The organism is Pseudomonas sp. NUPR-001, from assembly GCF_052147955.1.
GTDB lineage: Bacteria > Pseudomonadota > Gammaproteobacteria > Pseudomonadales > Pseudomonadaceae > Aquipseudomonas.
The window spans coordinates 4,468,634-4,491,857 of record NZ_CP197353.1 but is presented as its reverse complement, the minus strand read 5'-3'; the positions used below and the strand labels follow the sequence as shown (position 1 = coordinate 4,491,857).

Annotated in this window: 26 protein-coding genes; 17 read left to right on the top strand and 9 right to left on the bottom strand. The window is 61.0% G+C overall.

The window, feature by feature from the left end:
* The first annotated feature begins 35 nt into the window (after positions 1-35).
* Positions 36-1,250, top strand: coding sequence for a hypothetical protein (locus ACP6KB_RS20495; protein ID WP_442114351.1), 1,215 nt, complete (start codon positions 36-38; stop codon positions 1,248-1,250).
* 6 nt (positions 1,251-1,256) lie between these two features.
* Here ACP6KB_RS20495 and ACP6KB_RS20490 read toward each other — a convergent pair whose 3' ends face one another.
* A complete protein-coding gene (locus ACP6KB_RS20490) occupies positions 1,257-1,727 on the bottom strand; it encodes an RNA methyltransferase (RefSeq protein WP_038613734.1) in 471 nt (156 codons plus the stop codon).
* 72 nt (positions 1,728-1,799) lie between these two features.
* A complete protein-coding gene (locus tag ACP6KB_RS20485; RefSeq protein WP_133217458.1) occupies positions 1,800-2,171 on the bottom strand; it encodes a YajD family HNH nuclease in 372 nt (123 codons plus the stop codon).
* 126 nt (positions 2,172-2,297) lie between these two features.
* Here ACP6KB_RS20485 and ACP6KB_RS20480 point away from each other — a divergent pair, with 126 nt between their 5' ends.
* Positions 2,298-2,576 carry a hypothetical protein gene (locus ACP6KB_RS20480; RefSeq protein ID WP_442109103.1) on the top strand — a complete coding sequence of 93 codons (279 nt, stop codon included), beginning with the start codon at positions 2,298-2,300 and terminating at the stop codon, positions 2,574-2,576.
* Between the two features lie 87 nt (positions 2,577-2,663).
* On the opposite strand, the gene ACP6KB_RS20475 is transcribed toward ACP6KB_RS20480, so the two are convergent.
* Entirely contained in the window at positions 2,664-4,715 is a 2,052-nt protein-coding gene (locus ACP6KB_RS20475; protein WP_442109102.1) for a S9 family peptidase, read from the bottom strand.
* Between the two features lie 84 nt (positions 4,716-4,799).
* Here ACP6KB_RS20475 and ACP6KB_RS20470 point away from each other — a divergent pair, with 84 nt between their 5' ends.
* The 3 genes from ACP6KB_RS20470 to ACP6KB_RS20460 are packed head-to-tail and all read left to right on the top strand — an operon-like array spanning position 4,800 to position 6,617.
* On the top strand, positions 4,800-5,288 hold the full coding sequence (locus tag ACP6KB_RS20470) for an MFS transporter (protein ID WP_442109101.1): 489 nt from the start codon (positions 4,800-4,802) through the stop codon (positions 5,286-5,288).
* 23 nt (positions 5,289-5,311) lie between these two features.
* Complete coding sequence (locus tag ACP6KB_RS20465) at positions 5,312-6,085, top strand: class II glutamine amidotransferase (protein WP_442109100.1); 774 nt, start codon at positions 5,312-5,314, stop codon at positions 6,083-6,085.
* A 10-nt stretch (positions 6,086-6,095) separates the two neighbouring features.
* Entirely contained in the window at positions 6,096-6,617 is a 522-nt protein-coding gene (locus ACP6KB_RS20460) for a DUF2937 family protein (RefSeq protein WP_442109099.1), read from the top strand.
* Here ACP6KB_RS20460 and ACP6KB_RS20455 read toward each other — a convergent pair.
* Positions 6,614-7,525, bottom strand: coding sequence for a LysR family transcriptional regulator (locus ACP6KB_RS20455; protein WP_442109098.1), 912 nt, complete (start codon positions 7,523-7,525; stop codon positions 6,614-6,616). The genes ACP6KB_RS20460 and ACP6KB_RS20455 overlap by 4 nt on opposite strands.
* Positions 7,526-7,667: 142 nt before the next feature.
* On the opposite strand from ACP6KB_RS20455, the gene ACP6KB_RS20450 reads away from it, so the two are divergent.
* From ACP6KB_RS20450 to ACP6KB_RS20435, 4 genes are read left to right on the top strand one after another with little or no spacing between them, the layout of a single operon-like run.
* Positions 7,668-8,954 (top strand): MFS transporter, encoded by a 1,287-nt coding sequence (locus tag ACP6KB_RS20450; RefSeq protein ID WP_442109097.1) that lies wholly within the window; start codon positions 7,668-7,670, stop codon positions 8,952-8,954.
* 25 nt (positions 8,955-8,979) lie between these two features.
* Complete coding sequence (locus ACP6KB_RS20445; RefSeq protein WP_442109096.1) at positions 8,980-9,732, top strand: 5-oxoprolinase subunit PxpA; 753 nt, start codon at positions 8,980-8,982, stop codon at positions 9,730-9,732.
* The gene (pxpB, locus tag ACP6KB_RS20440) at positions 9,729-10,433 is read left to right on the top strand and encodes a 5-oxoprolinase subunit PxpB (RefSeq protein WP_442109095.1); all 705 of its coding nucleotides are present in this window, start codon (positions 9,729-9,731) and stop codon (positions 10,431-10,433) included. Before ACP6KB_RS20445 ends, pxpB begins: the two co-directional genes overlap by 4 nt.
* Positions 10,430-11,344: a biotin-dependent carboxyltransferase family protein gene (locus tag ACP6KB_RS20435; protein ID WP_442109094.1), complete on the top strand. Its 915-nt coding sequence runs from the start codon at positions 10,430-10,432 to the stop codon at positions 11,342-11,344. Before pxpB ends, ACP6KB_RS20435 begins: the two co-directional genes overlap by 4 nt.
* A 76-nt stretch (positions 11,345-11,420) precedes the next feature.
* On the opposite strand, the gene ACP6KB_RS20430 is transcribed toward ACP6KB_RS20435, so the two are convergent.
* Positions 11,421-12,599 (bottom strand): vWA domain-containing protein, encoded by a 1,179-nt coding sequence (locus ACP6KB_RS20430; protein ID WP_442109093.1) that lies wholly within the window; start codon positions 12,597-12,599, stop codon positions 11,421-11,423.
* Positions 12,600-12,616: 17 nt separating this feature from the next.
* On the bottom strand, positions 12,617-13,462 hold the full coding sequence (locus ACP6KB_RS20425) for an AAA family ATPase (protein WP_133217446.1): 846 nt from the start codon (positions 13,460-13,462) through the stop codon (positions 12,617-12,619).
* Positions 13,463-13,702: 240 nt separating this feature from the next.
* Between ACP6KB_RS20425 and cysK the strand changes: the two genes are divergently transcribed.
* The 4 genes from cysK to ACP6KB_RS20405 all read left to right on the top strand — a co-directional run bounded on the left by cysK (position 13,703) and on the right by ACP6KB_RS20405 (position 17,077).
* Positions 13,703-14,677, top strand: a complete 975-nt coding sequence (gene cysK, locus ACP6KB_RS20420) for a cysteine synthase A (protein ID WP_442109092.1) — start codon at positions 13,703-13,705, stop codon at positions 14,675-14,677.
* A gap of 162 nt (positions 14,678-14,839) precedes the next feature.
* Complete coding sequence (locus tag ACP6KB_RS20415; RefSeq protein ID WP_442109091.1) at positions 14,840-15,775, top strand: aspartyl/asparaginyl beta-hydroxylase domain-containing protein; 936 nt, start codon at positions 14,840-14,842, stop codon at positions 15,773-15,775.
* Positions 15,776-15,956: 181 nt separating this feature from the next.
* The gene (locus ACP6KB_RS20410) at positions 15,957-16,088 is read left to right on the top strand and encodes a hypothetical protein (protein ID WP_442109090.1); all 132 of its coding nucleotides are present in this window, start codon (positions 15,957-15,959) and stop codon (positions 16,086-16,088) included.
* A gap of 107 nt (positions 16,089-16,195) precedes the next feature.
* Positions 16,196-17,077: a DMT family transporter gene (locus ACP6KB_RS20405; RefSeq protein ID WP_442109089.1), complete on the top strand. Its 882-nt coding sequence runs from the start codon at positions 16,196-16,198 to the stop codon at positions 17,075-17,077.
* 56 nt (positions 17,078-17,133) lie between these two features.
* Here the strand turns inward: ACP6KB_RS20405 and ACP6KB_RS20400 are convergent, their stop codons facing one another.
* Complete coding sequence (locus ACP6KB_RS20400) at positions 17,134-18,024, bottom strand: DMT family transporter (RefSeq protein WP_442109088.1); 891 nt, start codon at positions 18,022-18,024, stop codon at positions 17,134-17,136.
* Between the two features lie 187 nt (positions 18,025-18,211).
* On the opposite strand from ACP6KB_RS20400, the gene aceK reads away from it, so the two are divergent.
* Positions 18,212-19,927, top strand: a complete 1,716-nt coding sequence (aceK, locus tag ACP6KB_RS20395) for a bifunctional isocitrate dehydrogenase kinase/phosphatase (protein WP_442109087.1) — start codon at positions 18,212-18,214, stop codon at positions 19,925-19,927.
* Positions 19,928-20,050: 123 nt separating this feature from the next.
* Here aceK and ACP6KB_RS20390 read toward each other — a convergent pair whose 3' ends face one another.
* On the bottom strand, positions 20,051-20,920 hold the full coding sequence (locus ACP6KB_RS20390) for a DUF6279 family lipoprotein (RefSeq protein WP_442109086.1): 870 nt from the start codon (positions 20,918-20,920) through the stop codon (positions 20,051-20,053).
* Between the two features lie 109 nt (positions 20,921-21,029).
* On the opposite strand from ACP6KB_RS20390, the gene ACP6KB_RS20385 reads away from it, so the two are divergent.
* Positions 21,030-21,866 (top strand): CvfB family protein, encoded by an 837-nt coding sequence (locus ACP6KB_RS20385; protein ID WP_442109085.1) that lies wholly within the window; start codon positions 21,030-21,032, stop codon positions 21,864-21,866.
* Here the strand turns inward: ACP6KB_RS20385 and ACP6KB_RS20380 are convergent, their stop codons facing one another.
* Entirely contained in the window at positions 21,867-22,250 is a 384-nt protein-coding gene (locus ACP6KB_RS20380; protein ID WP_442109084.1) for a hypothetical protein, read from the bottom strand. It lies immediately after the preceding gene.
* Between the two features lie 164 nt (positions 22,251-22,414).
* Between ACP6KB_RS20380 and ACP6KB_RS20375 the strand changes: the two genes are divergently transcribed.
* Together ACP6KB_RS20375 and ACP6KB_RS20370 are read left to right on the top strand one after the other, a co-directional pair.
* Positions 22,415-22,840 carry a hypothetical protein gene (locus ACP6KB_RS20375; RefSeq protein WP_442109083.1) on the top strand — a complete coding sequence of 142 codons (426 nt, stop codon included), beginning with the start codon at positions 22,415-22,417 and terminating at the stop codon, positions 22,838-22,840.
* 109 nt (positions 22,841-22,949) lie between these two features.
* Complete coding sequence (locus ACP6KB_RS20370; RefSeq protein WP_128322283.1) at positions 22,950-23,129, top strand: CsbD family protein; 180 nt, start codon at positions 22,950-22,952, stop codon at positions 23,127-23,129.
* The last annotated feature ends 95 nt before the right edge of the window (positions 23,130-23,224 follow it).

The following is a 23,224-nucleotide window of genomic DNA, read 5'->3' as shown; positions in this document are numbered from 1 at the left end:
CATCGCGTTGGGGAACAAGGAGTTTCTGTATGCGTGTGCAGTGCCATTGGCTGTTGGCTGTGGGTCTGTTGGCCAGCTCACCGGCCTGGGCGAAGAAGGTCAATCTGGATTATCACGTTCGTCTGCTCCCCGACAGCCAGCAGGCCGAGGTGCGTTTGACCCTGGCCGAGGGCGCTGCGGTGCGCAGCCTGGATTTCGACCTGGGCAAGCAGCATGCCTACAGCGATTTCAAGGCCGACGGCCAATGGCAACTGCAAGGCGAAGGCCTGCGCGGGCAGTGGCAACCGGCGCCCGGCAAGAGCGAGCTGAGCTACCGTGTAAAGCTGGCTCATCGATTGGGCAACGGCAGCTACGAAACCCGGATAACCCCCGACTGGGCATTGTTTCGCGGCGATGACCTGGTGCCGCCAGCGCGCCTTGACCAGCAGGATGGCACCGAGCTGGTGGCCCGTCTGACGTTTGAACTGCCCAGCGGCTGGAAGAGCGTCGAGACGCCTTGGCCACGTATTGGTAAACAGCGCTTTCGTATCGACAACGTCTCGCGCCTGTTCGACCGCCCCACTGGCTGGATGGTCGCTGGCAGCATCGGTACCCGGCGCGCGCGCCTGGGTGAAACCGAAGTCAGTGTGGCCGCGCCGCAAGGGCAGGGCATGCGCCGTCTGGATAACCTGACGCTATTGACCTTCGTTTGGCCGCAATTGCAGGCGGTGTTCCCGCGCAATCCGCCGAAACTGCTGCTGGTCGGGGCTCGCGATCAGCTGTGGCGCGGTACGCGGGCCGGCCATCATTCGATTTACCTGCACAGCAGCCGGCCGCTGGTCAGTGAAACCGGGTCAAGCCCGTTGTTGCGCGAGTTGGTGCATGTCTTTGCGCAGATCAACGACCGCCAGGCCAGCGACTGGATCGCTGAGAGTATCAACGAGTATTACGCCATCGAATTGCTGCGCCGTGCTGGCGGTATTACGGACGATCGCTATCAGGCGCTGCAGGCCGGGCTTGAGCTGCGTGGCGGCAAAGTCACCAGCTTGCGCGGCGAGCAGGTTGACAGTGCCGTGACCGCGCGCGGTGTACTGCTGCTGCAGGCACTGGACCGGGAAATCCGCCTGCATTCGCACAACCAGCGCTCGCTGGACGACGTCACCCGTGCGCTGATGCGCCTGAGCACCGTCAGCACCGAAGAGTTCATCCAGCTCAGCGAGAGTGTGCTGGGGCGTCAGTCTGAAGTGTTGTCGAGCAAACTGCTGCGCTAATGCGGATTACTTGAACTTTGGCCCGGAGCGCGTGTTCAGGCCCTTGGCCAGGCGGTCGTAGAGCACCACATTGACCGTGGCGGCGAGGTTCATGCAGCCCTGGGTTGGAATGTAGATGGTTTCTTCGCACCAGGCCCGCACGCTCGGGTCGAGCGAGCCGTCTTCGGGGCCGAAGATGTAGATGGCGCGGTCGGGGTGGGTGTATTCAGGCAAAGGTCGGGCACCGTCGACCAGCTCTACCGCCACCGGCGTGCAGCCCAGCGGAATGATTTTTTGCAGGTCGTCGATGCCGATCAGCGGAATGTCGTAGTGCACGCGCTTGGTGTCGGTGACGAAGTCGCGCGCGCGCTCATAGCGCTTGCCGGTGTAAAACACCGAGTTGACGCCGTAGCAACCCGCCGCGCGCATCACTGAACCGACGTTCTCCGCTGACTTGGGGTTGAACAGACCAATGCAGCTGTACCGTTTGTTCGCCACGTGCCGGGGCCCTTCGCAAAAAAGAACGCGATTATACGGGCTTGCCGGCCGCCGTGGGGCAGGGGATTGTGATCAGTCCTTTTTCAGCAGGCTGGCCAGCCCTGCAAACGGGTTGTGGGTGGCCTTGGCGGTGGTCGGGCTGCTGGTGGAGCCTTCGCTGAAGTACTGCTGGTCGGTGTAGCGCGAGTGCTCGTTGTCGTGGCAGTACAGGCACAGCAACTCCCAGTTGGAACCGTCCTGGGGGTTGTTGTCGTGGTTGTGGTCACGGTGGTGCACGGTCAGCTCGCTCAGGCGCTTGCCGGAAAACTCGCGGGCGCAACGGCCGCAGACGTGCGGGTACATTTTCAGCGCTTTGTCGCGATAGCCCATCTCCTTGTCGCGCTTGGCGTCGGCGAGGATACGGTCGAGCCGTGCGGTGGCGGCGGCAGAGGATGACGAACTCATGGGATTACCTTTTATCGGGCTTGGTACGGTTATACCCTGAAGTTTAGCGTGCTGATGGTCTGTTCGGACAGGCAAAGCGCTGAACTTGGGCGTAGCCTGTGAGGAGGTGTTTCAAGGAGACTGCGCATGCGCTGTTCGACCATTGCCATCCTCATGCTTGCCTGCCTGCAGCCGGTGCTGGCTGCCGATTTGCAGCCGCGAACGATCGCCCCGGTACCGGGGGCGCCGGGCACCGCGACCCCGACCCCGTACCCACAGATTACCCCCAGCAGCATCCCGCGTGCGGGCGATGCGAAGCCGGGCTCGCCGCTGCTGCCGGCCATCAAAGTACCGGCTCCGCCCAGGGACCAGCCTTTGCCGGGGCTGACGCCCCAAGACAGCAAATACAAGTCACCAGCGGACTAAGCCTGTCTTGCACCCCTTGTGGGAGCGGGCTTGCCCCGCGATTGCGGTCTGTCTGGTACACCGCATCGCGGGGCAAGCCCGCTCCCACTAGGCGATACCCAGCACTTTGAAGACGAAGCCGTATTCCAGCGCCACATCCCGCAGACCCTGATAGCGCCCACTCATCCCACCGTGGCCGGCATCCATTTCGGTTTTCAGCAGCAACAGGTTGTTGTCCGTCTTGGTAACGCGCAACTTGGCCACCCACTTGGCCGCTTCCCAGTACTGCACGCGGCTGTCGTTATAGCCCGCCACTACCAGCAGGGCTGGGTAGGCCTGGGCTTTGACGTTCTCGTAGGGCGCGTAAGCCTTGATCCGCGCGTACACCTCGGGATCTTCCGGGTTGCCCCACTCGTCGTATTCGGTGATGGTCAGCGGCAGTTCCGGGTCGAGCATGGTGTTGAGCACGTCGACGAACGGCACCTCGGCAATGGCTGCCTTGAACAGTTCAGGACGCTGGTTGAGCACCGCGCCGATCAGCAGGCCGCCCGCGCTGCCGCCGCTGATGGCCAATTGGTCGGCGCGGGTCACGCCTTGGGCGATCAGGTGTTCGGCGCAGGCGATGAAATCGTTGAAGGTGTTGGTTTTGTGCTCCTGCTTGCCGGCACGGTACCAGGCCTCGCCCAGCTCACCACCGCCACGCACATGGGCAATGGCGAAGGCCACGCCGCGTTCGAGCAGGCTCAGGCGCGCATGCGAGAACCACGGGTCGAGGCTTTCGCCGTAGGCGCCGTAGCCATACAGGTACAGCGGCACCGGCTTGCCCAGGTCACTGCGTCGCTGCACCAGGCTGATCGGCACCTGGGTGCCGTCACTGGCGGTGGCCCACAAGCGCTGGCTGACGTAGGCGTCCGGGTCGAACGGGCCGAGTACCGGGGTTTCCTTGAGCACCTGCTGGCTGCCGTCGGCCAGCTCCAGTTGGCGTACCTGCGCCGGGCGGTTCAGGGCCTGGTAACGCAGACGGATGCGGCTGCTGACAAATTCCAGGCTGTCTTGCACATAGAGGCTGTAGGCCGCATCGGGCAGTTCGACCCGGTAAGGCGCAAGGCCCTGCGGGTGCACTTCAATGATTGGCAGCCCGCCTTCACGCAGGCTCAGGCACAGGGCGCTGGCGTTCAGGCTCAGGCCTTCGAGCATCACCGTATCGCGGTGCGGCACTAACAACTGCCATTGCGCGCGGGTCGGGACCTGTTCGCTGTCGGCCTGGTACAGGGCGAAGTTGATGCCATCCTGGTTGGTGCGGATGAACCAACGCCATTGGCCGTCAAGCTGCCCATGGTCGGGGAAGTACTCATGGCCTTCGACCCGCGCCGCCAGGCAGGTGAAGTCGCCGTCAGGCTGTTCGGCATCGAGCACCCAGGCTTCGCTGGTGGTCTTGCTGTTGAGCAGCAGGATCAGCTGACGCTCGGAGCTGGCGCGGTAGCAATGCAGGAAAAAACGCCCGTCGGTTTCTTCGAATACCTGTTGGCTACCTTCGCGCCCGAGGCGATGGCGCAGCAGTTTGTGCGGGCGGTGGGTGTCGTCGAGGGTGGCGAAGAACAGGGTCTGGCTGTCGTTGGCCCAGGTCATGCTGCCGTCGCACTCTTCGAACGGCAGTTGCTCGATTTCACCGCTGGTCAGGTCTTTGACGTACAGGGTGTAGACCTCGTCGCCGCTGGTATCGAGGCTATAGGCCAGGCGCTGGTGGTCGGGGCTGACGTTGAAGGCACCGAGCGAAAGAAACCCGCCGTTGGCCAGTTGGTTCGGGTCCAGCAGCAGTTCTTCCTGGCTTTCATCGACGCTGTTGGAGTCGTCCGCCGGGCGTGGGCAGCGGTAATGGCGCGGGTACTCTTCGCCGGCCGTGGTGCGGCTGTAGTAGAGGTAAGGACCCCAGGGCGAGGGCAGCGACAGGTCGGTTTCCAGAATCCGCCCTTTGATCTCTTCGAACAGCTGTTCGCGCAGCGCGGCCTGGTCGGCCAGTTGCGCTTGCTGATAGCTGTTTTCAGCGTTCAGGTAGTCGATGACTTCGGGGCTGTCGCGTTCCTGAAGCCAGGCATAAGGATCAGCGCCTTCGGCCTTGCGGGCAATCGGGGCGAGGGGGGCGGTGGCGTCTGCGGACATGCGGTGATCTCTTGGCTGGGGGGCGCCTGCGCGCTCAAATGTGTTTATCATAAGCGTCTATTTGCTTAGCTTGCCACGGACACCATGACCGAGAACGACTATCTGCTCGCCTGGGGCCTCTACGCCCTGGCTGCCCTGGGTTGCCTGGCGGTGGGCTTTCGCCTGACCCGCTGGATGTGGCGCTGGTTGCGTGAACCGCTGCGGGTGCTGATGGCAGTCCTGCTGCTGACCCCGACCATCATCGACCCGGTCAAAGACAAGTTCGCCCCCGCCATTGCCATTACCGCGCTCGACCTGCTGTTCAAGGTCGGTAACAACGCCTTGCGTGCCGCCGCCGACCTGGCCATGTACGGCATGATCGCATTCGCCTTGTACGGCGTGTTCGTGGTGCTGCGCTGGCCGCTGGAAAAACGCGCCAAAGCGCGACGCGAGCAGGCCGAAGCCGCCGTACAGCGTGATGCCGGGCCGGCGGTGGCCGACGAGGCGTTCAGCGCCGACAGCCGCGACCGTTATCGCGATGCGCCCCAGGCGCCGCAGGGTGGCAACCGTCCGCGGGTTGAACCGCGCTTGTAGTCTTTGCTCGGGAGCAGCCAAGCATGTGTGAACTATTGGGCATGAGTGCCAACGTGCCGACGGACATCGTCTTCAGCTTCACCGGGCTGATGCAGCGCGGTGGACGCACCGGGCCGCACCGCGATGGCTGGGGTATCGGCTTCTACGAAGGCCGCGGCTTGCGCCTGTTCCAGGACCCTGCGGCCAGCTGTGAGTCGGAAGTGGCCAATCTGGTGCAGCGCTACCCGATCAAAAGCGAGGTGGTGATCGGCCATATTCGCCAGGCCAACGTTGGCAAGGTCTGCCTGTCCAACACCCACCCCTTCGTGCGTGAGTTGTGGGGACGCAACTGGTGCTTCGCCCATAACGGCCAGTTGGGCGAGTTCAAAGGTCAGGCAAGCTTCTATCGACCGATTGGCGATACCGACAGCGAAGCGGCCTTCTGCGACCTGCTCAACCGTGTGCGCGAGGCGTTTCCCGAGCCGGTGGAGGTTGAAGAGCTGCTGCCGGTGCTGGTTGAGGCCTGTGCCGAGTACCGTGGCAAGGGTGTGTTCAACTGCCTGCTCAGCGATGGCGACTGGCTGTTTTGCTTCTGCTCGACCAAGCTGGTGCATATCACTCGCCGCGCGCCCTTCGGCCCGGCGCGGCTCAAGGATGTCGACATGATCGTCGACTTTCAGGCCGAAACCACACCCAATGATGTGGTCACGGTAATCGCCACCGAAGCGCTGACCGAGAACGAAACCTGGCAGCGTTACGAACCGGGTCAATGGGCCTTGTGGCGCCGTGGTGAGTGCATCGCTCAAGGACAACGCTAAGGGATAGGTCATGTTCAGAAGTTACCTGCGGTTGCTGTTGTTCACCTTCGGCTTGCTGGTAGGGCTGCAGGTACCTGGCCTGATCAATGACTACAGCCAGCGCGTCGAGGCGCATTTGCTGGAGTCCCGCGAAGGCCTGAAAGGCTTCGAAGCAACCGCCCGGCGCTTCTTCAATGGTGACCTGCAGGCCTTGGTGCGTCATTACCGCAGCAGCGATGATCCGGTGTTCAACAGCGATGCCAACAGCATCGACAGCCTGTTGATCCGCAATCGACGCTTTGAAAGTGAATGGCAGATTCTTCAGGGCCCTTGGCTGCAGCGGACCTGGCATGTGCTGGTGAATGCCGACAGCCAGTTGCGTGAGGAAACCCTCAAAGGCTACAGCTACCAGATTCTGCTCGCTCCCGAGGCGCTGGCCTGGGGCTTGAGCTGTGCTTTGCTGCTGGCGCTGCTGGTGGAAAGCCTGCTGTTGCTGATCGGCTGGGTGCTGCTTGGTGGCCGTCGCAAAGCGGTGGCGGAGAGCTGGCGCTAAACCAGCCGGATCCGCTCAGGGCCGGCGTTGGCGGCATAGCGTTCAAGCACATTGCGGCACAGCGCTACCACTTCATCCACCAGTTCGACCCCAGTCTGCCAGGCCACCACCAGTTCCAGGCTTGGCGGCTGCTGCGCCAGCGGCAGCAGGGTCAGTTCGCCGCGCGCCAGTTCTTCGCTGACCAGTGCGGGGGGCAGGGCACCGATGCCGAAGCCGTCACGCAACAAGCGGGTAATGGCGGCCACCGAGTTCACACAGTTCAAACGTGGTGCACTGACGCCTTCGGCCTGTAGCAGGCTGAGGACTTCCTGGTGTGGCCGGGAGTTTTTCGAAAAGGTCACGATGCGCTCGCGGGCCAATTCGGCCAGCGAGGCGTAGTCGCGGTTGTAGATGGACTGGCTGGCAACGATCCAGCCCATCGGGTAGCGCGCCAGGTCCAGGCTGCGGATCGATTCCTGGCGCAGCAGGTCGGTTTGCAGAATCACATCAAGAAAGCCTTTTTGCAGCTGTTCGCGCAAATTGAGCGCGGTATCGGCGACCAATTCGATTTCTACCTGTGGGTAGCGCTCCATCAGTTCCGAGACCAGCGGGCTCATCCAGGTGTGAATGACCGTGTCCATCACCCCCAGGCGTACACGCCCGACCTTGGCGCGGTCGCTGTCGAGCGATTGCTTGAGCGCTTTGGCGGTGTCGAGCATCTGCTCGGCGTACTCCAGGACCTTGCTGCCCTCAGGGGTCAGGCTCACCCCGCGTGAGTCACGCAGCAGCAGCTTGACCCCAAGGTCGGCTTCGAGTGCAGCGATACGGCTGGAGATCGACGCCTGGGTGGTGAAGAGCTTTTCGGCGGTCAGGCGAAAACTCTTGAGCCGGGCGACCCAGACGAAGGTTTCAAGGAACTTGAGGTTCATGCGGCACTCACTGATCAAATTTTTCTTATGCCAGACCGTTGGTTTTTCTCGTTGGACGACAAAACGTGCCCATCGAAAAATGACAGTCAGGTTGCGACAAAGATCGCCGCCTTTAAAACAATACCAACAAGCTGAGGCAACCATGAACCCATCGGGCGTGCAGCAACAGGTCGAATCCAGGTCAGTGGCCGGTCCTTTTGACTGGTACCGCAATATCAACAAACAGGAACGACGGACCTTCTGGAGCTGCAAGATCGGCTACGGCCTCGATGGCATGGACACCCAGATGCTCAGCTTCGTCATCCCCACCCTGATCGCCCTGTGGGGCATCACCACCGCTGAAGCGGGCTTGATTCACACCACCACGCTGATCGCGTCGGCGCTGGGCGGCTGGATCGCCGGCATCCTCTCCGACCGTATCGGCCGGGTACGCACCCTGCAACTGACGGTGCTGTGGTTCGCCTTTTTCACCTTCCTTTGCGGCTTTGCCCAGAATTATGAGCAACTGTTGATCGCACGCACCCTGATGGGCTTCGGCTTTGGCGGTGAGTGGACTGCAGGCGCGGTACTGATCGGCGAAGTGATTCGCGCCAAGGATCGCGGCAAAGCCGTGGGCATGGTGCAGTCGGGCTGGGCCATTGGTTGGGGCCTGACCGCCATTCTCTACGCAGTGCTGTTCAGCCTGCTGCCGCCGGAAGATGCCTGGCGTGCCCTGTTCCTGCTGGGCATCGTGCCAGCGGTGTTTGTGATTTTTGTGCGCCGCCTGGTCAAAGACCCGGAAATCTACCGTCAGGCCAAGGCCGCGGAAAAAACCGAAGCGCCGTCGCATTTCTATGAAATTTTTGCCCCGGGCATGCTGTTCACCACGATTCGTGCCTCGCTGCTGACCACCGGTGCGCTGGGCGGTTACTACGCGATCACCTCCTGGCTGCCGACCTTCCTCAAGAACGAGCGTGGCCTGAGCGTGCTCGGTACCGGCGGCTATCTGGCCATGGTGATCGTCGGCTCTTATGTCGGCTATGTGATCAGCGCTTATCTCACCGACCTGTTGGGCCGGAAAAAGAACTTCATTCTGTTCGCCGTGGGCTCGTTCATTATCGTGCTGTTGTACACCCAGATGCAGGTCAGCGATGGCGTGATGCTGTGGTTGGGCTTTCCACTGGGCTTCTTCGCCTCGGGTATTTTCAGCGGCATGGGGGCGTTTCTGACTGAACTGTTCCCTACCCGTATTCGCGGTTCGGGGCAGGGCTTTTGCTACAACATCGGCCGCGCACTGGCGGCGTTCTTCCCGCTGCTGATCGGTATGCTCAGCCAGAAGGTGCCACTGAGCTTGGGTATCGGCGGATTTGCCGCCGTGTCCTACGGAGTGGTAATTCTGGCAGCGTTGAGCCTGCCGGAAACCCGCGGCAAAGAACTTGAAGCCCACTAAGGCCGAGCCTGAAGGAGTCACAGACGTGAGCCGCCTATTACTGAATTGCGATATGGGTGAGAGTTTCGGCAGCTGGACCATGGGCCTGGACGCCCAGGTCATGCCCTTTGTCGATTGCGCCAATATCGCTTGCGGTTTCCATGCCGGCGACCCTGGCATCATGCGCAAGACCGTGGCCCTGGCTGTGGCCAGCAACGTGCGCATCGGCGCCCATCCGGCCTATCAGGACCTGGCCGGCTTCGGCCGCCGTTCGATGGCTTGCAGTGCCGAGGAAATTCGCGATCTGCTGCATTACCAGATCGGTGCACTGGATGGCATCTGCCGTACCCAGGGAACCCGGGTTGCCTACGTCAAACCCCATGGCGCGCTGTACAACGACATGATGGCCGACCCGCTGAAACTGCGTGCAGTGCTCGAAGCGGTCGCCAGCTATGACCGGGACTTGCCGCTGATGCTGATGGCTACGGCCGATAACAGCGCTGCCCAGGCGTTGGGTGATGAATACGGCGTCAGCCTGTGGTTCGAGGCGTTTGCCGACCGCGCCTACGATGCGGCCGGTCACCTGGTGTCGCGGCGTCTGCCGGGTGCGGTGCATCATGATCCGGCGCGCATTGTTGACCAGGCCTTGCGCCTGGCCCGCGGCGAAGCCTTGATCGCCGTGGACGGCAGTGAACTGCGCCTGCAGGCCCATACTTTGTGCGTGCACGGCGATAACGACAGTTCGGTGGCAGCGGTACAGCAGATCCGCCAGGCCCTTGATGCGCTGGTGGCGGTATGAACTACCGCATTGAAACGGTGGCCATCGACTGCCTGATGGTGCGCCTGTTCGACGCCATCGATGAGGCCAACATGCCGTGGATGCTGGCTGCTGCTCAGCGTTTGCGCGCGGTGTTCGCCGAGCGGCTGATTGATCTGGTGCCGTCCTACACCACGGTGATGGTGCATTTCGACTTGCTGCAACTGTCGCCGGAGCAGGCGCGGATACTGGTTCGCGAAGCACTGGAGCATCTGCAAGCCGACAACGGCAGTGGCGGGCGGCAACATGAGGTGCCGGTGTGGTATGACCTGAGTGTGGGGCCGGAACTGAGCCTGTTGGCCGAGCGTTGCCGCACCAGCGTGGCCGATATCGTGCGCCGCCACAGTGAACGCGAGTATCAGGTGTTTGCCTTGGGCTTTGCCCCGGGTTTTGCCTTTATGGGCCTGGTTGAAGAAGCGTTGGCGGCGCCACGCCTGGCGACCCCGCGCAAGCGTGTGGCGGCCGGCAGCGTCGGCATTGCCGAGCGCCAGACCGCTGCTTATCCTGCAGTGTCTCCCGGTGGCTGGAACCTGATAGGGCGCACCCCGAGCAAGCTGTTCGACCGTGAGCGTGATGGCTACAGCCTGTTGCAGCCGGGCGACCGGGTGCGCTTTGTCGCCGTGGATCACGCCACCTTCATCAACCTGGGCGGCGACGATACCCCGCTGGAGGCGTTGTCATGAGCCGCTTGTCGATTGAGGCCAGCACCCCGCTGTGCCTGTTGCAGGATGCTGGGCGCTTTGGCGTGCGCCATTTGGGCGTGACCCAGGGCGGCGCGCTGGACTGGGTGTCGATGCGCTGGGCCAACTGGCTGCTGGGCAATCCGGGCGATGCGGCGGTGGTGGAAGTCACCCTCGGTGGCTTCAGCCTGGTGGCTGAAGAGGATTGCTGCCTGGCTTTGGCGGGGGCTGATCTGGATGCGCGAATCGACGGCGAAGCACTCAAGCCCTGGGCCAGTTTTACCCTCAAACGCGGCCAGCGCTTGCGCCTGAATCAGCCGTTGCAGGGTGCGCGTGCCTATCTGGCGGCGCCGGGTGGCTTCACGGCGCCGCAGGTGTTGGGCAGTTGTGCCAGTGTGGTGCGCGAGGAACTGGGTGGGCTCGATGGCCTGGGATCAGCGCTGGCAAAGGGGCAAACACTGGAGTACCGAGGGGCTGCACCTGAACTGCAGGTCGTCCCCGAGGCACTGCGGCCAGACCTGAGTGACGACAGCCCGCTCGACTTGGTGCTCGGCGCGCAGATCGGTGATTTTAGCGGCACCAGCCTGTTCGAGGCATTCAACCGAGAATGGACCCTCGACAGCCGCGCTGATCGAATGGGCATGCGCTTGCTAGGGCCTGCCTTGCAGTATCAAGGGGCGCCGATGATTTCCGAGGGGATTCCGTTGGGGGCAGTGCAGGTGCCACCGGATGGGCAGCCGATTGTGCTGCTCAATGATCGCCAGACCATTGGTGGTTACCCGCGCCTCGGGGCGCTGACGCCGCTGGCCCTGGCCAGGCTGGCGCAGCGGTTGCCGGGGAGTGTGGTACGGTTCAGGCCGGTGGTGCAGGCGCTGGCCTGGCAGCAGCATCGAGATTATCTGCAGCGCTGGTAGGAGCGGGCTTGCCCCGCGATTTCGGTTTGCCTGACACACCGCTATCGCGGGGCAAGCCCGCTCCTACCGGGTGGTGTTACTTGGACAGGAAGCGCATGCCTTCTTCAAGGCCGCGCAAGGTCAACGGGAACATCCGGTCTTCGACCAACTCGCGCACGATGTTGGTCGAGGCGGTGTAGCCCCAGGTGTCCTTGGGGTAGGGGTTGATCCAGATGAGCTTCTTGTATTTCTCCATGAAACGCTGCATCCACACGTAGCCGGCTTCTTCGTTCCAGTGCTCGACGCTCCCCCCCGGTTGGGTGATCTCGTAAGGCGCCATGGCCGCATCGCCCACAAACACCACTTTGTAGTCAGCGCCGTACTTGTGCAGCAGGTCCATGGTCGAGGTGCGTTCCGAGGTGCGGCGCATGTTGTTCTTCCACACCGACTCATAGACGAAGTTGTGGAAGTAGTAGTACTCCAGGTGCTTGAACTCGGTCTTGCAGGCCGAGAACAACTCCTCGCAGATTCTTACGTGCGCATCCATCGAACCGCCAATGTCGAACAGCAGCAGCAATTTCACGCTGTTGCGTCGCTCCGGGCGCATCTGAATGTTCAGCAGGCCGGCATCGCGGGCGGTGTGGTCGATGGTGCCGTCGATATCCAGCTCTTCAGCCGCCCCCTGACGGGCAAACTTACGCAAGCGGCGCAGGGCCAGCTTGATGTTGCGCGTGCCCAGTTCGACCTGATCATCAAGGTTCTTGTATTCGCGCTGATCCCAGACTTTGACCGCTTTGCCCTGGCGTTTGCCGGCATCGCCGACACGAATGCCTTCGGGGTTGAAGCCGCCTGAGCCGAACGGGCTGGTGCCACCGGTGCCGATCCATTTGTTACCGCCGGCATGGCGTTCCTTCTGTTCTTCCAGGCGCTTTTTGAACTCTTCGATCAGTTTGTCCAGGCCCCCGAGCGACTGGATCTGCGCGCGCTCCTCATCGGTCAGCGAACGTTCGAATTCCTTGCGCAACCAGTCTTCGGGAATCAAGGCTTCCAGATGCCGGTCAAGGTTCTCCAGGCCTTTGAAATAGGCGGAGAACGCACGGTCGAACTTGTCGAAGTGGCGCTCGTCCTTGACCAGGATCGCCCGCGACAGGAAGTAGAACTCGTCCATGTCGGCGAAGGTTACCCGCTGCTTGAGTGCATTGAGCAGATCCAGCAGTTCGCGCACCGACACCGGCACCTTGGCCGCGCGCATTTCATTGAACAGATTGAGCAGCATGGCAATTGCCTCCCGACTCAGCGGTTACCGCGACGGCTCATGAACGCCAGGCGCTCAAGCAGTTGCACGTCCTGTTCGTTTTTCACCAGGGCACCGGCCAGGGGCGGGATGGCTTTGGTCGGATCGCGCTCACGCAGCACGGCTTCGCCGATGTTGTCGGCCATCAGCAGCTTGAGCCAGTCGACCAGCTCGGAGGTGGACGGCTTTTTCTTCAGGCCTGGCACCTTGCGCACATCGAAGAACACATCCAGCGCTTCGCTGACCAGGTCTTTCTTGATGTTGGGGTAGTGCACATCGACGATCTGCTGCAGGGTGTCGCGGTCCGGGAAGGCGATGTAGTGGAAGAAGCAGCGGCGCAGGAAGGCGTCGGGCAGTTCTTTCTCGTTGTTCGAGGTAATGATGATGATCGGGCGCTGTTTGGCCTTGATCGTCTCGTCGGTCTCGTAAACGTAGAACTCCATCTTGTCCAGTTCCTGCAACAGGTCGTTGGGGAACTCGATGTCGGCCTTGTCGATTTCGTCGATCAGCAGGATCACCCGCTCTTCGGATTCGAACGCTTCCCAGAGCTTGCCTTTCTTCAGGTAGTTGCGCACGTCATGGACTTTGTCGACGCCCAGTTGCGAATCGCGCAGGCGGCTGACCGCATCGTACTCGTAGAGGCCTTGATGGGCCTTGGTGGTCGATTTGATGTGCCAGGTAATCAGCTTGGCGCCAAAGGATTCGGCCAGCTGTTCGGCGAGCATGGTTTTGCCGGTGCCGGGTTCGCCCTTGACCAGCAACGGCCGCTCCAGGGTGATCGCCGCGTTGACTGCCAGTTTCAGGTCGTCTGTGGCGACGTATGAGCGGGTGCCTTCGAACTTCATGAACCGATCCTCTACCGTAGCGCCGGGGTAAGCAGCCCCTGGCGGAAAAATTGTTATACGCGACTATAACGCGGGCTCCGGGCGACTGGGAACGCAGACGCTCTATTCAGTCTCTGAATGGAGCGTCACTTGCTGACTTGGTCAGGGCCAGAACCTTGCAAAAGGTGTCAGGGGTGGACTCGCCCAAGAGGCAGGCTTACCCTTGAAGTTTTCTGCTCCGGTGCTAAAAGGACCCCCGTCATGAGCCGTATCTTTGCTGACAATGCGCACTCCATCGGCAACACGCCGCTGGTTCAGATCAACCGCATCGCCCCGCGTGGGGTGACCATTCTGGCCAAGATTGAAGGGCGCAACCCGGGCTATTCAGTCAAATGCCGGATTGGCGCGAACATGATCTGGGATGCCGAAAGCAGCGGTAAGCTCAAGCCCGGCATGACCATCGTCGAGCCGACCTCGGGTAACACCGGCATCGGCCTGGCGTTCGTCGCTGCAGCCCGTGGTTACAAGCTGATGCTGACCATGCCGGCGTCGATGAGTATCGAACGCCGCAAGGTGCTCAAGGCCCTCGGCGCCGAACTGGTGTTGACCGAACCTGCCAAGGGCATGAAAGGCGCCATCGAAAAGGCCGCCGAAATCGTCGCCAGCGACCTGTCCAAATACTTCATGCCGGCCCAGTTCGATAACCCGGCCAACCCGGCGATCCACGAAAAAACCACCGGTCCGGAAATCTGGAACGATACCGACGGCGCGGTCGATGTACTGGTCGCTGGTGTCGGCACCGGCGGCACCATTACTGGCGTTTCGCGTTATATCAAGCAGACCCAGGGCAAACAGATCCTTTCGGTGGCGGTAGAGCCACGGGTATCGCCAGTGATCACCCAGGCGCTGGCCGGTGAAGAGATCAAGCCAAGCCCGCACAAGATCCAGGGCATCGGTGCCGGTTTTGTGCCGAACAACCTTGATCTGAGCATGGTCGACCAGGTCGAGCTGGTCAGCGACGAGGAGTCCAAGGCCATGGCCCTGCGCTTGATGCAGGAAGAGGGGATTCTCTGCGGGATTTCCTGTGGTGCGGCCATGGCGGCGGCGGTGCGCCTGGCAGAAAAACCGGAAATGCAAGGCAAGACCATCGTGGTGATTATGCCCGACTCCGGTGAGCGCTACTTGTCGAGCATGCTCTTCAGCGACCTGTTCACCGACCAGGAAAACCTGCAGTAACGGGCTTCGAGGCTGACCCGGCGCAAAAAAATGCGCCGGGGTTTATTGCACAATCCTTAACACTGAATGCTGGCAACGGTTATTTTTACCGGGGCCGGATCAGTTTATGATGCTCGATTAATCAGGCAGCGATAGCCTGATCGAAATTCCAAGGAGTGATGCATGACTTTTTCCTTTGTCGCCAAGGCCGGTGTATTGCTGCTGTTTTTCGGCAGCACGCTGTACGTACACCTGCGCGGCAAGGCGCGCTTGCCAATGCTGCGCCAGTTCGTCAACCACTCGGCGCTGTTCGCCCCTTATAACGCCTTGATGTACCTGTTCTCTGGCGTGCCATCCAAGCCATACCTGGACCGCGAACGCTTTCCCGAGCTGGACGTGCTCAAGGACAACTGGCAAGTCATTCGCGAAGAGGCCATGCACCTGTTCGATGAGGGCTACATCCGGGCTGCCGAGAAAGACAACGACGCAGGCTTCGGTTCCTTCTTCAAGAAAGGCTGGAAGCGTTTCTACCTGAAGTGGTACGACAAAGCGTTGCCGTCGGCTGAGGTGCTGTGCCCGAAAACCGTGGAACTGGTCAACAGCATCCCCAACGTCAAGGGCGCGATGTTTGCGCTGCTGCCTGGTGGCAGTCACCTCAACCCGCACCGTGATCCGTTTGCCGGTTCCTTGCGTTATCACCTGGGCCTGTCGACGCCGAACTCAGACAACTGCCGGATCTACGTTGATGGTCAGCCTTATGCCTGGCGCGACGGTGAAGACGTGATGTTCGATGAAACTTACGTGCACTGGGTGAAGAACGAAACCGAAACGACGCGGGTGATCCTGTTCTGCGACGTCGAGCGCCCGCTCAACAGCTCGCTGATGACCCGTATCAACCGTAAGGTCAGTGCCTTCCTCGGCCGTGCTACCGCGCCGCAGAACACCGATGACGAACGGGTCGGCGGGATCAACCAGGCGTATGCCTGGAGCAAGCGCTTCAGCAACGTGATCAGTGGCCAGGTCAAGCAATTCAAGCGTGCCAATCCCAAGATGTACCGGGTGCTGCGTCCGGTGCTGGCGGTGGTGGTGGCATACCTGTTGTACCGCTGGTTGTTCTGATAAAGCATCGCGGGGCTCCTGTAGGAGCGGGCTTGCCCCGCGAAGCAGGCACTGCGGTGAATGGCACGGGCTTCGCCCGTGTTCGCGGGGCAAGCCCGCTCCCACAGGCCAGGTGGGGGCTTGCCCCGCGATAAACTCACCGCTATAGTCAGATCCACTTCACCTCACCGAAGACCTGCTCATGCCAGCTTCCCCACTCAGCACCGTATTCGCTACCGCGCCCAACGCGGTGGTAGTCGTGCGTGGGGCTCAGCAGCCGGCCATGATCAGTCACTACCCACCACCTGTCAGTCGCGTGGTAGTGCTGGGCTAAGCGGCCAATCGCTGCGTCCCGACACTTTTGCACCCTACTGAATACGGTTAGTTGCCCCGCGCGGGCGGCACCGTTCGGCTTATTTGCCCGAATTACAGGTGGCATTCATGTTTGCTCTATCGAAAGAAACCGTGGCCTCGGCGGCCACCACCAGCCTGTTCGTCCTGCTCTGGAGTAGCGGGGCGATCGTTTCCAAGCTGGGCCTTGCCCATGCCAGTCCCTTTGCCTTTCTGTTGATGCGCTCGGCGCTGGCCCTGTGCGGCTTGCTGCTGCTCGCGCCGTTGCTCAAGTTGCGCTGGCCGCGCGGGCGAGCGGCGGTGTGGCAGGCGCTGGCGACCGGGTGTGTGTTGCTCGGCGCCTATCAGATCTTCTATTTGCTGGCACTGAACACTCAGGTTACCCCTGGCGTGATGGCCACGGTCATGGGGGTGCAACCCATCCTCACTGTGGTGGTGATGGAGCGTCAGCGTTCCTGGAGTCGCCTGTTCGGCTTGGGGTTGGGCTTGAGCGGGCTGATCATGGTGGTTTACCAGAGCATCAATCTGGGCGGCGTTTCCCTGACCGGGATGCTGTTCGCCTTGCTGGCGCTGGCGAGCATGACCTGGGGCTCGATCATGCAAAAGCGCATCACCAGCAACCCGATGGGAACCTTGCCGCTGCAGTACATCGCCGGGCTGCTGATGTGTGCGCTGATTGCGCCGCTGCAGCCGCTGCACGTCGAGTTCACCGGCAGTTTTATCGGGGCCTTGCTATGGATGGGGCTGGTGGTTTCGCTGCTGGCGACCCTGCTGCTGTACCGGCTGATCGCCCGTGGCAATCTGGTCAATGTCACCAGCCTGTTCTACCTGGTGCCAGCGGTGACGGCACTGATGGACTACCTGATCTTCGGTAACCGCCTGGCGGCATTGAGTGTGCTGGGTATGGGGCTGATCGTGATCGGGTTGCTGTTCGTGTTCCGCAAGCCGGGGTTACAGCTTCAGGTTGATTGACCTCGCTTTCGCGGGACAAGCCCGCTCCTACCGGTAGGAGCGGGCTTGCCCCGCGATCAGGCACGCACTGCAGTGGGTTTAAGCACCAACCACAACGCCACAGCAATCAACACGCCACCGTACAGGTGTGCCATCGACAGCGGCTCATCCAGCAGCCACGCGCCCCACAGCACCCCGAAGGCCGGAATCATAAAGGTCACCGTACTGGCTTTGACCGGGCCGATCTCGCTGAGCAAGCGGAAATACAGAATGTAGGCAAACGCCGTGCACACCAGGCCCAGCCCCAACAATGAAAGCCACACCTGCCAACCGCCCCAACTTGCCGGTGGTTGCGTCATCACGCTGTAGGCAAACAGCGGCAACAGCAACAACGTCGCCCCCATCATGCTGCCCAGCGCCGACAGTCGGCTGTCGAGACCGCCCTGCTGGTCGAGCCAGCGCCGCGCCAGAAAGCCGGCAAAGCCGTAGCAAGTGGTCGCCGCCAGGCACGAAAGGGCGCCTTGCAGCAGTTGATGGTCAAACGCCACCGGCCCCGCGCCACTGAGGATGCCGACGCCGAACAACCCCAGGAAAATCCCGCTGAGTTTGGTCAGGGTCATTGGCTCACGAAAGCACAACGCGCCAATCAACACGCCCATCAGCGGCGTAGTGGCATTGAAAATCGCCGAATAACCGGCCGGCAACACCTGGGCCGCTACCGAATAGAGCGTGGCCGGGATCCCCGAGTTGATCATGCCCAGCACCAGGCAGGCCTTGAGTTTGCCGTTGAAGTCCCAGCGCACCCGCAGCAGAGCGAGAATGACCAGCAGCCCCACACAGGCAATCGATACGCGAAAGAACGCACTGGGAATGGTGCCCAGCACCGGCGCAATGATGCGCATGAACAGAAAACTGGCCCCCCACACAGCGGCAAGTATCAACAGGCGGGTGATGGCGATGGGGCTCATGTGGCGGCTCTGGATCCAATGGGGCGGGGCGCGAGTTTACGCCATAACCCATTGCAGGCTCTCTCCCTTTCTTGCGTTGAAATTCCTGTGTCGTTAATTTTGGCCATTACCGCCGTGCCGCCAGGCTTTCCCTGCTCACGGCGACTGGCTAAGCTCAGGCTTCGACATTCCCGCAGAGGTCTGATGTATGCCCCAGCACTGGCCGGCCGCCGCTATCGCCCGGATGATCCTCGATGGTTTCGACGATTACCGTGAGCATTTTCGTCAGATCACCATCGGCGCCCGTGCCCGCTTCGAGCAAGCGCAGTGGCCACAGACCCAGAGCGCGTCGGCTGCGCGTATCAATCTGTATGAGGAAAAGGTCAGCGAGGTAAGCGGCTGGCTGCATCAGGCATTCGAGGACGAAGTGCTGCTGGATGTAGCGCAGTGGCCGTTGGTGAAAAGCGCCTACATCGGCCTGATTGATCCACGGCTGGACGATGAACTGTCGGAGACCTGGTACAACTCGATCTTCTGCAGCCTGTTCAGTCACGACCTGATCAGTGACGGCTCGATGTTCATTCACACCACCAGGCCATCGTTGCGCAGTCACGAGCGAGCGGCACAAACGCGCACCTATCGGCCCCGAAGTGGCCTGGCCAGTGTGTTGACGCAGATCTTCGACGACTATTGCTTTGACGTCGCCTACGGTGACCTCGAAGGGGACCTGGCGCGGCTCGAAGGGCAGTTGCGCGAGAGCCTGCCGGACTGGGTCTGCAAAGACCCGGCACTGGCGGTGGAGCTGTTTTCACCGGTGCTGTATCGCAACAAGGGCGCTTACCTGGTTGGGCGCCTATATACCCAGGATGAACAGTGGCCACTGGTGATCCCTTTGCTGCACCGCGAGGGGCATGGCATCGAGATCGATGCGTTGATCACGGATGAAGCTGAAGTGTCGATCATCTTTTCCTTCACCCGTTCGTATTTCATGGTGGATGTGCCGGTACCGGCTGACTTTGTCAGCTTTCTCAAGCGCATCCTGCCGGGCAAGCACATCGCCGAGTTGTACACCTCGATCGGCTTCTACAAGCATGGTAAATCCGAGTTTTACCGTGCTTTGATCAACCATCTGGCCAGCACTGACGATCGTTTCATCATGGCCCCGGGTGTGCGCGGTATGGTCATGAGCGTATTTACTCTGCCGGGCTTCAATACGGTGTTCAAGATCATCAAAGACCGCTTCTCGCCGTCCAAGAGCGTGGATCGGGCCACGGTGATCGAGAAGTACCGTTTGGTGAAAAGCGTTGATCGGGTTGGGCGGATGGCCGATACCCAGGAGTTTTCCGACTTTCGCTTTCCGTTGAGCAAGTTCGAGCCCGAGTGCCTGGCCGAGCTGCTGGAGGTGGCGCCGTCGACGGTGGCGGTGGAGGGCGACACCGTGCTGGTGCGCCACTGCTGGACCGAGCGGCGCATGACCCCGCTCAACCTCTACCTGGAGCACGCCAACGACGCCCAGGTGCGCGAAGCGCTGGAAGACTATGGCATGGCCATCAAGCAACTGGCGGCGGCGAATATCTTTCCCGGCGATATGTTGCTGAAGAACTTTGGCGTCACCCGCCATGGCCGGGTGGTGTTCTATGACTACGACGAAATCTGTTTTCTCACCGAGGTCAACTTCCGCTACATCCCGCCGCCGCGTTACCCGGAAGACGAAATGTCTGGTGAGCCCTGGTACTCGATCGGCCCGCATGACGTGTTCCCGGAAGAGTTTCCGCCGTTCCTGTTTGCCGACAGCGGTCAGCGTCGGCTGTTCAGCCAACTGCATGGCGAGCTGTACGATGCCGATTACTGGAAGAGCCTGCAGGAAGCGATCCGCGGCGGCAAAGTGATCGACGTCTTCCCCTACCGCCGCAAACCGCGGTAGGTGGGAGCAACTGTCCAAGCAGGATCGGTGGGAGCGGGCTTGCCCCGCGAAGCGATGTGACAGATAGATCGCTATCGCGGGGCAAGCCCGCTCCCACAGTGTCTGCATTTTTTTGAGGGTGGGTTAGCTTTTCAGGCATTTCAGCTCGCTGAAGTCTTTGCGCACCTGGCTGAGCTTGAGCTCCAGGTGCTGGCGCTGCTGTGCGCTGCTTTGCGCCATCAGGTCTACCAGCAACTGCTGCGCGGCCTGTTCGCTGCGCTGGTAGACCACGCGGTATTCCGGGGTCCAGAGGCTGTCGCGGTGTTTTAACAGCTGCTCCAGGCGCGGCTCGAAAGCCGCGCTGTTGCGCTGATCCATGGCCGCACTGAACTGCGCCTGCCAGTTGGCCCGGTTGGCAATCGATTGACGGCTCTGTTCGCCCTGGCTTTGCGACCAGAGCATGATCCGCACTTGCTGCTGCGTATTCAGCTCGCCCAACCAGGGCGTCAAGCGCTTCTCCATGCGTTCGGCTCGCGCTTCCACCTGGCGGGCCAAGGGTGTTTTGGCCAACCTGGCCTGACGCTCGCGGATGTCTTCGGCAAAAGCCTGACGCATCTCGCGCACCTGCTCGTCGTTCATCGCCTTGAGCAACTGCGCCGCAGAAGGCGTGACCTGGTCGGCCACTTTGGCAATGGCCTGCTTGGCCTCCTGGGTGCGGGCCTGTACCTGCTGATCGGTCACCTGACCGCTGACGACCATTTGTCGGACTTCATCGATCCAGGTCAGATAGCCCGGCAACTGGGTGCGGCAATGCCAGGCCAGGTGTTGTTTGAGGCGCTGGTTGAGCCAGGCTTTTTGCTCGCGGTTCATGTTCAGGTAGTCGTCGAGCGACCAGGGCACCAGCACATCAAGGTTGCGGTAGGCCAGGTCAATGCGGCTGCAGGCCACGGCCAGGAGGGCCGGGACAAGCAGAAACAGGCAGGGGCGCAAGTACTTGGACAGGCAGGCGTACATGGCAAATCCTTGCAGTGGCTTGCTTGTGTTTATAGAACAGCATGGCTCATTGCGGTTCCTTTTGCCGGTTGGGTGTAGAATGCCGGGCTCGCAATGAGGATTTCCGGAAATGGCTTTAGTTGGGCGTTACAACAGTTTGCAAATCGTGAAACACACGGACTTCGGCCTGTACCTGGATGGCGGCGCGGATGGCGAAATCCTCCTGCCTAACCGCTACATTCCCAAGGACACGCCCACCGAGGTCGAAGATTGGCTGAACGTCTTCGTCTACCTGGACAGTGAAGACAAGCTGATCGCAACCACTGAAAAGACCAAACTGCAGGTCGGCGAGTTCGCCAGCCTCAAGGTCAAGGAAATCAACAGCATCGGTATCTTCCTCGACTGGGGCTTGCCTAAAGACCTGTTGATGCCGTACTCCGAAGAAAAGCGCCAGATGCGCCAGGGCGAGTACTGCGTGGTGCATGCCTACCTGGACAAACGCACGCGGCGGATCACCGCCACTGCGCGTCTGGATCGCTATCTGGACAAGGTGCCAGCCAACTACAGCACCGGCCAGGAAGTCGATTTGCTGGTGGTCGAAGAAACCCCTATGGGCTTCAAAGCGATCATCAACAACAAGCACTGGGGCCTGATTCACAAGAACGAGGTGTTCAAGTTCCTGCGTTCGGGCAAGCAGGAGAAGGGCTACATCAAGGAGCTGCGCAGCGACGGCAAGATTGCCCTGAGCCTGCAGCCGGTCGGCCAGGCGCTGGCCAGCAGCCTGAACGACAAGATCCTGAGCAAACTCAAGGACGCCAATGGCGTGCTGCCGGTCAGCGACAAGAGTGACCCGCAGGTGATCAGCGATATGTTCGGGGTCAGCAAGGGCAACTTCAAAAAGGCCATCGGCGCCTTGTACAAGGATGGCCGCATCGTCATCCACGCTGACCGCATCGAACTGCTCTGATCAGGCCTGGCGAAAGCCTGCAAAGTTCAGGTTTTCGCCGCCCGGGCGCAGGTCCTGGAGCAACGAGTCGCGGTCGGCGCTCAGGGCCAGGCTGATGGTGGAGCGCCGCTTGCCGGGGTGGCGCACTTCCACTTTTTCCAGATGCGCCTTGAGGAAGTTCACCGGCACCTTCAAATGTTGCAACTCGTCAGTTTCAGGCGTGTGCAGCAGCAGGTTGACCCAGTCGGCCGCGCCTTTGCGCAATACCAGTTTCACCGGCACATCAAACCACCACAGGCTGCGCTTGTTGTCGAGCACGGCAAACAGGGTGTTGTCGCTGGTTAGTACCGGTTTTCCCAGTTCCAGATTGCGACGGGCGATGGCGGCGGGTTTGTCGAGTTTCATGCAGGTTCCTACGGGTGACGCTTGAAAGGTCGACTATTGTGCTGGGATCGCACGCAAACATAAAGCGGCGTGCGCGTGGGCGGAACTTTACACAGGGTTTGATCTCAATTTGATGGCATCTTAAGGTGTTGCCAGTATTGACCTGCCCCCACGGAAGATTACCCATGAAAGTCTTGATAGCGCTGCTGATGCTGCTCAGCAGTTATGCCTATGCCGGCTGCGGCAGTATCCGCGATGCTGACCAACGCAATTATTGCTATGCCCGGGAAGGCGGCAGTGGTTGTGGTTCGATCCGCGATGCTGACTTGCGCAACGCCTGTTACGCCGAAACCCGCGGCAGTGGTTGCGGCTCGATCTCCAACAGCGATCAGCGCAACTACTGCTACGCCCGTCAAAGCGGCAGCGGCTGTGGCTCGATCGGCGATGCTGACCTGCGCAATGCCTGCTACGCCGAAACCCGTGGTAGCGGTTGCGGATCGATCTCTGACAGTGACCAACGCAATTATTGCTATGCCAAGCAAGGCAAGGGCGGCTGCGGCAGCATCAAAGACAGTGACCTGCGCAACCAGTGCCAGGCGTTGAACCGCTGACCGGCCAGGGAGTTGGCCGCCGGGAAAATAATTGAAACTCTGCCAATCGGCCATGGGTCCACTGACTGTCAACGCTGACAGCCCGTTTTTCCCCTTCAGGAGAACTCCCATGAGTGGCACTAAAGACAAAGTCAAAGGCATGGCCAACGAAGCGGTTGGTAACATCAAGCAAGGCATCGGCAAGGTCACCGACAACGACCGGCTGCGCGCCGAGGGTAAGGCTCAGGAAATCAAAGGCGAAGCCCAGCAAGTGGCCGGTAAGGTCAAGGATGCAGTGAAAAAGCCTTGATTGATGTAGGAGCAGTTCCGCAACGGCCGCGATAAGTGGCCGTTGTGCTATCTGCAGCAATCAATAGCAACTTTGCGTTGATCGTCGTTTAGACT